At 40.0% G+C, this 12,766-nt stretch carries 10 protein-coding genes; 4 read left to right on the plus strand and 6 right to left on the minus strand.

What is annotated here, in order from left to right:
• Positions 1-2 precede the first annotated feature (2 nt).
• Genes ABDZ91_RS03485 through ABDZ91_RS03495 form a run of 3 tightly spaced genes read right to left on the minus strand, consistent with a single transcriptional unit; the run spans position 3 to position 3,498 of the window.
• Positions 3-911, minus strand: a complete 909-nt coding sequence (locus ABDZ91_RS03485; protein WP_343796396.1) for an ABC transporter permease — start codon at positions 909-911, stop codon at positions 3-5.
• A gap of 13 nt (positions 912-924) precedes the next feature.
• Positions 925-1,842 carry an ABC transporter permease gene (locus ABDZ91_RS03490; RefSeq protein WP_343796398.1) on the minus strand — a complete coding sequence of 306 codons (918 nt, stop codon included), beginning with the start codon at positions 1,840-1,842 and terminating at the stop codon, positions 925-927.
• 51 nt (positions 1,843-1,893) lie between these two features.
• Positions 1,894-3,498: an ABC transporter substrate-binding protein gene (locus ABDZ91_RS03495; protein ID WP_343796400.1), complete on the minus strand. Its 1,605-nt coding sequence runs from the start codon at positions 3,496-3,498 to the stop codon at positions 1,894-1,896.
• A 226-nt stretch (positions 3,499-3,724) separates the two neighbouring features.
• Between ABDZ91_RS03495 and ABDZ91_RS03500 the strand changes: the two genes are divergently transcribed.
• Positions 3,725-5,578, plus strand: a complete 1,854-nt coding sequence (locus tag ABDZ91_RS03500; protein ID WP_343796402.1) for a helix-turn-helix domain-containing protein — start codon at positions 3,725-3,727, stop codon at positions 5,576-5,578.
• 45 nt (positions 5,579-5,623) lie between these two features.
• On the opposite strand, the gene ABDZ91_RS03505 is transcribed toward ABDZ91_RS03500, so the two are convergent.
• Positions 5,624-6,466, minus strand: a complete 843-nt coding sequence (locus tag ABDZ91_RS03505) for a DegV family protein (protein WP_343796404.1) — start codon at positions 6,464-6,466, stop codon at positions 5,624-5,626.
• A 334-nt stretch (positions 6,467-6,800) separates the two neighbouring features.
• On the opposite strand from ABDZ91_RS03505, the gene ABDZ91_RS03510 reads away from it, so the two are divergent.
• Positions 6,801-8,231 carry a S8 family peptidase gene (locus tag ABDZ91_RS03510; protein ID WP_343796406.1) on the plus strand — a complete coding sequence of 477 codons (1,431 nt, stop codon included), beginning with the start codon at positions 6,801-6,803 and terminating at the stop codon, positions 8,229-8,231.
• 348 nt (positions 8,232-8,579) lie between these two features.
• On the opposite strand, the gene ABDZ91_RS03515 is transcribed toward ABDZ91_RS03510, so the two are convergent.
• On the minus strand, positions 8,580-9,260 hold the full coding sequence (locus ABDZ91_RS03515) for a response regulator (RefSeq protein WP_343796408.1): 681 nt from the start codon (positions 9,258-9,260) through the stop codon (positions 8,580-8,582).
• A gap of 34 nt (positions 9,261-9,294) precedes the next feature.
• The gene (locus ABDZ91_RS03520; protein ID WP_343796410.1) at positions 9,295-10,446 is read right to left on the minus strand and encodes a sensor histidine kinase; all 1,152 of its coding nucleotides are present in this window, start codon (positions 10,444-10,446) and stop codon (positions 9,295-9,297) included.
• Positions 10,447-10,779: 333 nt separating this feature from the next.
• Here ABDZ91_RS03520 and ABDZ91_RS03525 point away from each other — a divergent pair, with 333 nt between their 5' ends.
• A complete protein-coding gene (locus ABDZ91_RS03525; protein WP_343796412.1) occupies positions 10,780-11,412 on the plus strand; it encodes a YigZ family protein in 633 nt (210 codons plus the stop codon).
• Positions 11,413-11,634: 222 nt separating this feature from the next.
• Positions 11,635-12,663: an LCP family protein gene (locus ABDZ91_RS03530; RefSeq protein WP_343796413.1), complete on the plus strand. Its 1,029-nt coding sequence runs from the start codon at positions 11,635-11,637 to the stop codon at positions 12,661-12,663.
• Positions 12,664-12,766 lie beyond the last annotated feature (103 nt).

The following is a 12,766-nucleotide window of genomic DNA, read 5'->3' on the forward strand; positions in this document are numbered from 1 at the left end:
GCTTAATCACCTTTTAATTCAGGATCCAATACATCACGTAACCAATCCCCAAACATGTTAACCCCTAGCGCTGTAATGACAATGGCCACCCCAGGGAAAGTAATCAGCCACCAAGCACTATAGATGTAATCTTTTCCTTCATTCAGCATGTTCCCCCATGCAGGAGTTGGAGGTTGAACCCCAAACCCAAGGAAACTGACGGATGCTTCTGCAATAATAAAAGTCGCAATTTGCAAGGAAGAAAGAACGATGATGGGTGTAAAAAGGTTTGGCACAATATGTTTTAGGATGATTTCTCTCCTTGGAACACCTGTTGCGACACAAGAGAGAATGAACTCTTTTTCACGTAAAGCTAACACTTCACTCCGGACCACCCGTGCATATATCACCCATCCACCTATAACCAGAGAGATAATGATATTTCGAAGCCCCGTACCAATAACGGCATTGATGACTAAAACAAGTAAGATAAATGGAAAAGCCAGCATAACGTCTACAATTCGCATCAGAACGGCATCCATCCAACCTCTAAAATAGCCCGCAATAATCCCTACAATCGTTCCAATGATACCTGCAAAAATAACCGTGGCTGTTCCAATAATGAGGGATACTCTAGTTCCGTAAATAATCCGTGATAAGATATCACGTCCTAACTGATCCGTTCCTAAAATATGTCCATCTGTCATAGGGGGAAGTAGTTTCTTACTAAAATCGGCTAACTCAGGATCATATGGAGCAATCCAGTGCCCCCCTATTCCAAGGACAAGTAGAATGACAATAATGATGGCTCCTAGAAAACCAGTACGACTTTTTAATAATTGATTGGTGAAAAAGCGCCATTGGGATGGCCTTTTTTTCGCTCTAGCCTCAATGACTTGATCTGTATTTTTTTCAACGATTGTGTTACCCAAGTGTTCATCCCTCCTATTTCAAACGGATTTGTGGGTTAACATAGGCGTATAAAAGATCGGCTAAGAAGTTAATGATGGAGTAAATCAATGCGATGATGAACACACCCGCAAGGACCACTGGGAAATCACGATTCATTAACGACTGCATGAGAAGCCTACCAATACCAGGCCAAGAAAAGACCGTCTCGGTGATAACTGCCCCACCTAGCAAGACACCTAAGTCTAAAGCGACTAATGTGATGATGGGAAGCAGAGCATTCTTTAATGCATACCGGGATAAAACCTTTCGAACTGGAACTCCCGAAGCTTTGGCTGTCCGAATATAATCCTTCCTGAGCACGTCCAACATCGTCGACCTTGTAAAACGAGCAAATCTCGCAACACTATAAGCAGCTAGCGTAATCATTGGTAAAATCATATGGGTTAAGGAACCTCCACCACCGGAAGGAAGCCAGTTTAAGGTGGCAGCAAAAATCAGAATCAGGATAATCCCTAGCCAAAAACTTGGAATGGCTTGACCGAGTACCGTAAAGGCAACCCCAATTTGGTCATAAAATGAATTCCGTTTATATGCAGAGATAACACCTATTGGAATGGCAACAATGATGGAAAGGGCCAAAGCAGAAAAAGCTAGCTGAAAGGTGGCAGGAATTCGGTCTAGTACAATGCCGAGCGCGGATTCCCTCGAACGTAATGAATCACCAAAATCTCCTTGGACCGCATTGAACAAAAACTCACCATATTGAACAAGGAGTGGACGATCAAATCCCAACGCCTCTCGATATTCTTGTAATTGTTCTTTTGGAGCATCTGGGGGCAAAAAAAGTGCTGTTGGATCCCCCGACAAACGAATCAAGAAAAAGACTGCTGTTAGGGCCAGAAAGACAACTAAGATAACTTGAAGGGATCGTTTAACAACAAAATCTAACATGTCATACCTCCTTTTTGATGATTGGAAAGGAGGGTAAAAACCCTCCTCACATTAGTTCCAACTCATGGTATGGACAAGCATTTTTTCATCAATACGCGGTTGGAAGTTTAAGTCTTTTCTAACAGCATATAAATCACCTTGTTGCCATAAGTAAATCCAAGCTGCTTCTTCAACTAAACGATGTTGTGCATCCGCCCACGCTTGTTGTCTTTCTTCCGGATCAAAGATAGGAATCGCCTTTTCAATTAACGCTTGAACCTCTGGATCATAGAAACCACTGTAAGGGGCTTCTTGCGTAAATAGGTTTTCAATTGTTCCTTGTGCATCGAACGCTGGACCCCAACCTAGGATAAACATATCCGCCATTTCACGCTGACGAATCTTCGCTAGGTGGTTCCCCCACTCGTTCACTTGAACATTAACAGTGATTCCGATTTTTTGTAGCTGGGCCGCAATTCCTTGAGCAACGTGTGTGTCCATTGGATAACGACCATTCGGGGTGTCTAGCTGCAACGTTAAGTCTGAAGGTTCATACCCAGCTTCGTTTAACAGCTCGATGGCCTTATCCGGGTTATATTCATATCCTTCTGTTTCCGTATAATCGGCATTGATTTTAGAAAGTGGACCTGTCATCTTCGTCCCGTACCCATTCAATACACCTTCTAGCAATTCATCGACATTGACAGCATAACTAAGAGCTTGACGGACCTTTTTATCTTGTAATGGACCATCATAGAATGTATTGAGTGCGACATAGTTAATACGGGAGGAACCAATCATCCCAATCTCAGAATTCTCGTCATTCTCAACTCTTGCAACAGAATCAACTGGAATATTTTTAAATAAATCGATTTCTCCACTTAAAAAGGCAGCTAAACGAGAGCTAAATTCAGGAATGTATCTGAATGTAACGTGCTTAATTGTAGGAGCACCATTCCAGTAATCCTCATTGGCTTCAAGCTTCAAGTACTGATCTCTTTCCCATTCAACAAACTTAAAGGCACCTGTCCCTACTGGATCTTTCGCTGCTGCTTCAAGTCCTACATTTTGCACATGTTCCATATCCATAATCAAAAGGTCATCAGCTATACGAAGTAATAAGTTTGGTAAAGGCTCATGCGTGATAATCTGAACCTTGTAATCATCCAGAACTTTTACTTCTTTAAAGGCTGTCCATCTTGAACGATAGAAAGAATTATTCTCTTCTTTTAAGATGTATTCGATATTTTGTTTCACATCTTCAGCAGTAAAAGGCTTTCCATTATGGAAGGTAACGCCTTTTTTTAGGGTAAACTCCCACGTTAGTTCATCTATGTTCGTCCACTCAGTGGCAAGTCCAGGAACAAAGCCACCCTCGTTGTCTCTCTCAATTAACGGGTCATATATATTTCGAATTTGAACATCGTTGACATAGTTCACATCGGTATTAGCAAGCATCGTAACCGCATCTGATTCAATCCCTATCACAATGTCATCCCTAGATGGTTCCGCGTTATCTCCAGACGGATCTTCATTGTTGTTATCATTTGCGTTGTCACTTGTGTTTTCACCAGGTTTATCGTTGTCTTCAATTCCAGCAGATTCTGGAGTACAGCCTGCTATAATGAGTAACACGAAAAAAATTGAGAACAGCAACAGTAGTTTTTTTCTAATCATGAACATTTCCCCTCCTAAAATGGTTCGTCCAATACTTTTTGCTTATTTAAAACCGTAAAATCAACCCCTCCTAGAAATTTCTGAAATATCTTTATTTTCAGTCTATCAGACAGGATTTTCGGGATTCTATGTGGAATCTACCAAATAAGTATTTTGTATCTTGTTATAATTCACAATATTAAGTATAGTCTTCCTAACATATTCTTTTATTTGGGGTGAAGTGGATATGCAAAAGTCATTGAACAATCTCCAATTACAGTACCTCATTCATGTGGCCAATATTTTAAACTCCACCTTAGACATTGATACCGTTGTGGATTTAATTATTTCTGAGATCATCCCAACGATTGATGGCGCCGATGGAGGAATCCTCTTCTTGTATGATGACCAAAACCAGCAGTTGATTCCTAAAAGTGCATCTAGATTTAAAGAACAAGCTCTGAAACTAGCAAAATTAAAACCAGGAGAGTCTATGACAGGGTTAGCTTTTAAAAAGAGAAAGACTCTCATTTTTTCAGATCGAAACGAAATCATTGCGGCCCAAAGAACCTTTTCTACTTTCAATAAGAAAATTCATAATTCTTCCCTACATACCACTGTTTACGCTGCCATCTGCGCTCCAATTTTTATTAAAGAAAAATGTATTGGTATTATTACCCTCGATTGTTTTACAAAAAATAAAGGTTTTACACTTGAGGACCGACAATTATTAGAAGCCATCACCCATCAAGTGGGCATTGCCCTTGAAAGAACGACCCTTTATAAAGAGAAAGAGAGATCCATCAAACTTCTGGAATCTCTCAACCAAGAAATCACCAAACAAAATCATCTTCTTTCTCACTCCATCGAAATGCACCAAAGATTATCAAACATCGTGTTAAATGGCGAAGGACTAAATGAAATCCTACTGTATATCCAATCAACAATAGGGATTCCAACCCTTTTACTAGATAGTTTGGGAGATATCCTAATCTATTACGAAGCTGAACCATTTCAGTTTGAAATCAATGACCTAAAGGAATTGGTTTTACCCCATATCAACAACGATCCAATACAATCACAGATCCTTACTCAATTAAGTGAAGACCACAATTTCTTGATTTCTCTTTTTCCAATCGGAAGTAAGGTTAACCCTCTTGGTTACCTTGTCACAGTCTCTCATCAAAAATTAAACGATGTTGCTAACGCAGCTTTAAACCACGCATGCACCATCATTTCTTTAGAACTGTTAAAAGAACAAAACCTATACGAAATTGAACAAAATTTAAAGGGAGAATTCATTGAGGAGCTTTTTCAAGGAGAGAAATTTAGTGACAGCCTGCGAAAACGGGCACAACAATTGAATCTCGAGCAGGACCGTATGTATCAAGTTGTATATATAGACTATGAACCGTTGATTCGAAACTACAAAAGGGCAAAAAACACCAATTATACCATCCATAAAAAATTACTTTCACTGACCCAGGGTCTTTTTCTGAATGGGTTCGCTACTGGACTTGCGGTAAGCAGACACAATCATCTGGTGATTGTTCTTTCTTATAAAAATGACTCGAACTTGGAGAAGGTAAAATCTTTTATTAAGGAGAAAAGTCAGCGTTTTATGAGCCAAGTAGAACATAATTTCAAAGGACTGACGCTTGCAGTAAGTGCTGGAGGCATTCAAAAAGGATTGGATCACGTGTATAAATCATCCGAACAGGCCGTTCGGTGTCTCTCCTATATAAAAAATAAAAAAGTAAATGATTCCGTTTTGTTTTACGATGAATTAGGGGCAAAAAGGTTATATCTAAATAATACAGATGAGGATTTAAATGATTTTTTAACAGATATACTAGGACCATTATTGCAATACGAAAATCAACAAAAAGAAGAATTCATCGAGACCTTAATTACCTACTTAGATAATAGCCAAAAATTAAAAACAACCGCAGAACAACTACACATACACTTAAATACGCTTTCCTATCGAATCAAACGAATTGAATCGATTCTAAATATGAGTCTTCAAAATCCAAATGACCTTCTTAATCTTTACTTGGCTGTTAATATGTATAAAATGTTGCAGCTGAAGACTGGATAAAAATCATAAGAAAGGCAGCCCCGTTAATTGGGACTGCCTTTTTGTTTACTTCTTCATCCAACCAAGACCCATCGCACCTTCACCTAAGTGAGTACCGATGACCGGTCCAAAGTAGCTAATCATAAATTCAACATTCGGATATAAGCTTTCAAGCTCCTTCAACCATTCCTTCGCTTCCTCTTCACGATTCGCGTGAATGATTACGGCTTGCATTGGCTCGCCCTTTTTTGCATCCTCACCCAGCAACTCCGTAATACGCTTCATTGCTTTTTTTCGAGTTCGAATTTTTTCAAATGGAACAATGACCTTGTCCACAAAATGCAGAAGTGGCTTCACTTGAAGTAGACTTCCGATTAAGGCTTGTGCACCAGACAGACGTCCACCACGTTGAAGATGTGACAAGTCATCTACCATGAAGTAAGCTTTGGTCGTTGTTTTCAAATCTTCAAGACGTTCCATAATCTGCTCTGGCCCCGCACCTTCTTGAGCCAGTTTGGCTGCTTCCACCGCATAGAACCCTTGAATCATGCAGCTGATTTCTGTGTCAAACGGGTAAACTTTTACCCCTTCGGCCATGTTTCCTGCAGTGACAGCTCCTTGGAACGTACCACTGATTCCACTAGACAAGTGAATACTGATAACCGCATCGTATTCTTGCCCTAGTTTTTCATACAGCTCAACGAACTCACCGGTCGCAGGCTGTGTCGTTGTCGGAAGCTTATCTTCCCGCTTCACCATTTCATAAAAATCACTAGCTTGAATCTCCAATTCCTCTTTGTAGGCTTCATTACCAAAAATCACACTTAACGGAATGTACTGAATGTTATACTGCTCACGAAGCTCCGCTGGTATGTATGCCGTTGTATCCGTGACAACTACAGTTTTCATCATCATACCCCTTTATAACTCTAGATCTTATGCTCGACTCAGCTCTGCTCTTCTGTTTTATAAGAAAAATAAGTTCGAAATCTCCTCTTACCTAGCTTCTACTATTTTATATAAAAGTCATAGAAAAAGCACTTGTTGTGTAAGAGATTCTCTGTTTTCGAGGAAAATCCTCTTAATTTCCGATAAATAGACATTTTATGTCCCAGGAAATTCGAACTTTGTCGGGAATTGTTTTGTGAAAAAAGAAGGGAAAGACGAATGGACTATCTAAATAGTACTAAGTGGAGTAGTATAGTCGGCTTTTCTACAAAAATATCGTTCAAGGAGGAACACGATGAAAAGAATTTTTGCGGTTTTTGTAAGTGTAGTATTACTATTAACATTCCTGCCAGCCGCTTCGGGGGCTACGGGAACAAGCAGTACTGATTACTATTCTGTTGTTTTCAATGGCAATAGTATTCCTGCAGATTTTGAAGAGAAGGTAAGCAGCTTAGGGGGAGAAGTTGTTTATACTGTACCTGAAATCGGTTATGTACAGGTAAAAGCACCCACTTCTTCTTTCTCACAATTAAAAGGGATGGCTGGGGTTAGTGCGGCGAACCCATCTATTTCTTGGAACCTTCCAGAGTCTCAAAAAATTGAACTTCAAGCAAACGACGTAAACCCCGATGATGCAGCACTTTGGGATTTACAATGGGATATTAAACGTATTACGAATAATGGTGAAAGCTATAACCTAGGAACTGGATCTCATGACGTAGTAGTTGGAATTATTGATACAGGTATTGATAGAGACCATCCAGACTTAGTTGGTAACCTACTCCCTGGTTCAAAGAACTTTGTTCCGGCTGGTGGTTTCCAAATGACTGAGCCTTACGAAACAGGTGACCCAAATGCATTTGATGATATACACGGTCATGGCAGCCATGTAGCCGGTTCAATTGCTGGTAACGGGGCGATGCTTGGTGTTGCACCTGACACTGGAATTCGTGCTTATCGTGTATTTGGTGCAAGCTCTGCTGAATCAGGTTGGATTTTTAACGCAATGATTGCAGCAGCAGATGACGGTGTAGATGTTGTTTCCATGAGTTTAGGTGGATTTGATTTAATTGGACAATATTTCTATGTTGACCCAGTAACCGGTGAAAAAGTCAACCTTGGTAACGACGTAGCAGACTTTGTTGCTTACAAGCGTGCTGTTGACTATGTAACGAATAAAGGGGCTCTTGTAGTCGTTGCAGCTGGTAATGACGGCATTAACTTCACAAACAAAAAAGAAGTAACGGACTTTTTAAATGCAGAATATGGCGGAGATGGACTGTACTTTAAAGGCGCTGGTTTCAACGTACCTGCATCTATTCCTGGGGTTGTAACTGTTTCTGCTACTGGTCCGAACGATCAGTTTGCTAGCTATTCAAACTACGGACCTGGAGCTATTGATATCACGACTTCTGGTGGAGATTCTAGATTGTATGTAGAATATCTTCTTGCTGGAAAGTTCGATGAATACTTAGCTAATCGTTTATATGAAACAGAATTTAACTTAAGTGCGAGTAACGACGGTGGTTGGTACTGGTCTACTGGTACTTCAATGGCAACTCCAAAGGTATCTGCAGTTGCTGCATTATTAGTTGATAAGTATGGAAAAATGTCACCAACTAAACTTAAAGATTTACTTTTAAAGACAGCTGTAGATCCAGTAAGTGGAAAAGCACAGCAGTATTATGGTAAAGGATTTTTGAATGCATTTAAAGCGTTGAACTAACATTTAGTTTGGAGTCCACACAATGGTGTGGGCTCTTTTATTTTTGTTTTTAAATGATGTATTTTCAACTTTTTTGTTCCCTCTATTAACGGCTATACTCTTAACAGGGCTCGTTTAGCTTCTTTGCGTTCCCTCTATTAACGTTTACACTCGACTTGGGGCTCGTTTAACTTCTTTGCGTTCCCTCCATTAGCGTTTATTCTCCACTCAGGGCTCGTTCCTCTCCTTTTCGTTCCCTCCATTAACCCTTACACTCGACTCAAGGCACAAATAAATCACCACAACAAAAAACCGCCCCCAGAACCAAGTCCCAGAGCCGGCTTTCCCATTCACTATGAATCTATAAACCTATCGAACCTCTACCCAGCCATTTTTAATCGCAACAACAACAGCTTGAGTACGGTCATTAACATTCATTTTTTGCAAGATATTACTTACATGGTTTTTAACAGTTTTTTCACTAATAAACAATGTTTCCCCAATACCACGGTTACTTTTACCGTCAGCCAACATTTGTAGTACTTCACACTCACGACGAGTTAGTAAGTGAAGTGGGCGTTGGACTTCTGTGAAGTTTACTTGGTAAGACGGATTTTCTTCGTCTGTTGCTAGACGACGATATTCTTTTACTAGGTTGTGAGTAATCTTCGGATGTAGGTAAGATCCTCCATCTGCAACTACTTTTACCGCGTCAATTAAAGCATCTGCGTCCATTTCCTTTAATAAGTAACCCATAGCTCCTGTTTTCAACGCATGCGTTACATACGTTTCATCATCATGGATGGACAGGATGATTACTTTTGTATCAGGGTTTTGCTCGATTAGTTGACGTGTTGCTTCAACCCCATTTGTTTGAGGCATGTTAATATCCATGATCACGACATCAGGATTGTGTTTTTGAATAAGTTCAACGGCTTCAGCACCGTCGTCCCCTTCTGCAACCACTTTAAAACTTGGTTCAAATTCTAAAATTCGTTTTACCCCTTCACGGAATAATTGATGGTCATCGATAATTACTATATTTGTCATGGAATCCGGTTCCTCCCTTATATCCAGCTCTATTTTATGCGAAACTCGTTACTCCTAATGGAACTTGGATTAAAACAATGGTTCCCATCCCAATTTTGGATTCAATGGAAAAGGTTCCTTCTAATAAATCAAGTCGCTCTTTCATTCCAATAATACCAAATGAAGATTCTTTTTGCTTGGTGACATCAAAGCCTTTACCGTTATCTTTGATGACAACATTGACTTTACCATCTCGAAACTCAACTTTGACGTTAATCTCAGATGCCTCTGCATGTTTAATTGCATTTTGTACAGATTCCTGAATCAATCTAAACAACGCCACTTCCAATTTGGAAGGTAGTCGTTTTTCCTGACCGAGGAAAGAGAAGTTAATTTTCGTCTTATTATATTCTTCGACCGTTGATGTGTATTTTTTGAGGGTCGGAATCAAACCTAAATCATCAAGTGCCATTGGTCGCAAATCGTAAATAATTTTTCTGACCTCATACAGGGCCGATCGAACCATTTGTTTTAAGCTTTTAATTTCCGACAGTGCCTCTTGTGCACCTCTTTCTCGGAAAACACGATCAATTAAATCAGAACGCATTAGAACATTTGCAAGCATTTGCGCTGGTCCGTCATGAATCTCCCGCGAAATTCTTTTTCTTTCCTCTTCTTGGGCTTCAATAATCCGAATGCCAAAGTCTTGCTTCCGCTTTGCATCCTCAATCACTTCACCGAACACTTGTAAATCACTCGTTAAATAGTTCAATACAACTGTAATTTGAGAAGCCAATCGATCTGCTTGATCAATTGTTTCTTGCAACCCAACCAGTCTTCGCTCGAGCTCGTCTCTACGTTCCCGTAATTGCTTTTCAGCTTGGCGGTTCATTGTAAGTTCACTTTGCAATTGGTGGGCCTGCTCATAGGCGCCTCTAACTTCAGCTTCACTATACTTTGCAAAATCTTTACTAACTTCCGACAGGCGTTTTCTAGCATATCGGACCTTCCCCTCAAGCTTGTCCCCTGCTTCTATGGTTTGAATCACCTGAAGTTTAATATCCTTTAGCTCTTGAAGTGCACTTTCGTAATCGATACGGCAATGCTCAGATATTTGAAAAATTTCGCCTTTACTATTATCAACCGTTTTTACGAGTCTCTCGAGGATCTGATCCAGCAAGCGAACATCCCATTTTCTCGAGACCATATACCGTACCCCCATTGTTCGTATTCTCTTATGTATCATTTTGCCCTATACTAAGTAGTGGCACTCCGGGACAGTTAGATTGGTAATTTTTCCTATAATTATACCAGTTCTGGCCAAAAACCTAACGTGTCAAATCACCTATTTTATGAATGGGCTCAAATCCCCCAGTTATCTATCCACCTAATGCAGATGTGACCATTATAACATGTACGAATAACAGGTATATAATAGTTTTATTACATTTAGGTAAAATGTGGACGGTATTTTTATAAGAAAAAATTGAAAGTAAATAGCAGCGTATAGGACTTCAGAATCAGAAAGGAATGATCACCCATGCTTCTTTCATACAACACATTAAAGGGTTATGGTGAACACGAAATTGAAATTAATAAATCCCGATTTATAGCTCATGTGAATCGAGCGGAAACTGAAGAAGAGGCCATTGAATTTATCAATTCAATCAAAAAGAAGCATTGGGATGCGACCCACAATTGCTCAGCCTATATGATTGGAGAAAATGATTTAATTCAAAAAGCCAATGATGACGGGGAACCAAGTGGCACAGCAGGTGTTCCAATCCTCGAGGTTTTGAAAAAAAGAGGCTTAAAAGATTCAGTTGTAGTCATAACTCGATACTTCGGTGGAATAAAATTAGGGGCAGGAGGACTCATTCGCGCATATGGTAAAGCGACCTCCGAAGGAATCAACCACACAGGTGTCGTCGAAAGAACCCTAATGAGAGTCGTTCATACCAAAATTGATTACACATGGTTGGGCAAACTAGAAAATGAACTAAGAAGCTCCAACTACCAAATCAAGGAAATTCACTATTTAAATGACGTTGAAATCGAAAACTACGTCAAAGAGGAACAAACTGGTGACTTCATCAAATGGATGACAGAACTAACAAATGGCCAAGCTGAATGTACAGAAGGAGAGCAAGTCTACTTAGAAACTGATGTGTAGGGACAGAGGGGACAGGTTTAGTGTCCCACTTGGTGGGACAGCAAACCTGTCCCCCCTGTCCCATTTGTTACATTTTTGTCATTAGACGAAACTCGAATATCGTTGTAAAATGGAGATTAGTGTCGAAGGGTTCGGCACGTTTTTTCGTAAACCTATTCTTTAAATGTCCTCGGTAAACTATATAGAAGAGAGGCATTTCTCTTTGGAAAGGGAGAACTTATTATGAATGAAAATAGACATCGCATACGAGTGGAACAGAAGAAGCGAAGAAGAAAGAAAGTCTTCTATTGGGTCACTATTCCGCTACTGGTGATAGTACTTGGAGCATCCGCCTATATGGCGTATTTATATAGTGTGGCAAAAGACTCAGCGGAAAAGTCGTACGATACTGACTTTCAGCGGGATACGTCAATGCGTGAAGTGGAAGTCGATCCTAAAGAAGACAATGTGTCTGTCTTATTTATTGGAGTGGATGGAAGCGAAAGTCGGGACTATGGTGATACGACTCGATCTGATGCACTGATGCTTGCGACATTTAATAAAAGTGAGGATACCGTAAAATTAGTCAGTATTCCTCGTGACTCTTATGTGTATATCGATGAAGTTGGCTATTATACAAGAATCAACCATGCACATGCTTACGGTGGCCCATCTCTTACAATGCAAACAGTCGAAGAGCTTCTTGAAATTCCAATTGATTACTATGTTCGACTCGATTTCTACGCATTTATTGATGTTGTAGATGCACTTGGTGGAATTGAAGTCGAAGTACCTTATGAAATCTGGGAAAAAGATGCAGAAGACAATAATGGTGCGATCCACTTACAACCGGGACTACAAGAATTAAGTGGTGAAGAAGCATTGGCATTGGCTCGTACTCGAAAGCTTGATAATGATATGGAACGTGGGAAACGTCAGCAAGAAATTCTAAAAGCTATTTTGAAAAAATCTATTTCTGTTGGTGCTATCACAAAATACCCTGAAATTATGAAAGACATTTCTGACAACACCAAAACCAATTTAAGGTTCGATGAAATGAAATCACTGATTTCTTACGGTATGGATGGGTCAATTGATATTGAGACGCTTCAGTTGGCGGGGTCTGATTCCACTATTAATGGAGCATATTATTACCAACTGGATGAAGCGAAGTTAGCTGAGTTAAAGGCTACTTTACAAAACCATTTGGAAGTGAATGAAACTTCTGTGGCGAAGAATAATGGGGAAGATAAGGAAGGAACAACACCATAAATCGAGTAGGAGGGGGTGACTAACCCCCGACCTCTCACACCACCGTACGTACCGTTCGGTATACGGCGGTTCAACTATGATTGACGTAAAAATTCATATCGTT

Origin of the sequence: Bacillus carboniphilus, assembly GCF_039522365.1 — a bacterium.
GTDB lineage: Bacteria > Bacillota > Bacilli > Bacillales > JC228 > Bacillus_BF > Bacillus_BF carboniphilus.

Bases quoted from the DNA above. Each gene is read 5' to 3' on its own strand.
- ABDZ91_RS03490 (WP_343796398.1), bottom strand. From the start codon at position 1,842: ATGTTAGATTTTGTTGTTAAACGATCCCTTCAAGTTATCTTAGTTGTC.
- ABDZ91_RS03495 (WP_343796400.1), bottom strand. From the start codon at position 3,498: ATGATTAGAAAAAAACTACTGTTGCTGTTCTCAATTTTTTTCGTGTTA.
- ABDZ91_RS03500 (WP_343796402.1), top strand. From the start codon at position 3,725: ATGCAAAAGTCATTGAACAATCTCCAATTACAGTACCTCATTCATGTG.
- ABDZ91_RS03505 (WP_343796404.1), bottom strand. From the start codon at position 6,466: ATGAAAACTGTAGTTGTCACGGATACAACGGCATACATACCAGCGGAG.
- ABDZ91_RS03510 (WP_343796406.1), top strand. From the start codon at position 6,801: ATGAAAAGAATTTTTGCGGTTTTTGTAAGTGTAGTATTACTATTAACA.
- ABDZ91_RS03515 (WP_343796408.1), bottom strand. From the start codon at position 9,260: ATGACAAATATAGTAATTATCGATGACCATCAATTATTCCGTGAAGGG.
- ABDZ91_RS03520 (WP_343796410.1), bottom strand. From the start codon at position 10,446: ATGGTCTCGAGAAAATGGGATGTTCGCTTGCTGGATCAGATCCTCGAG.
- ABDZ91_RS03525 (WP_343796412.1), top strand. From the start codon at position 10,780: ATGCTTCTTTCATACAACACATTAAAGGGTTATGGTGAACACGAAATT.
- ABDZ91_RS03530 (WP_343796413.1), top strand. From the start codon at position 11,635: ATGAATGAAAATAGACATCGCATACGAGTGGAACAGAAGAAGCGAAGA.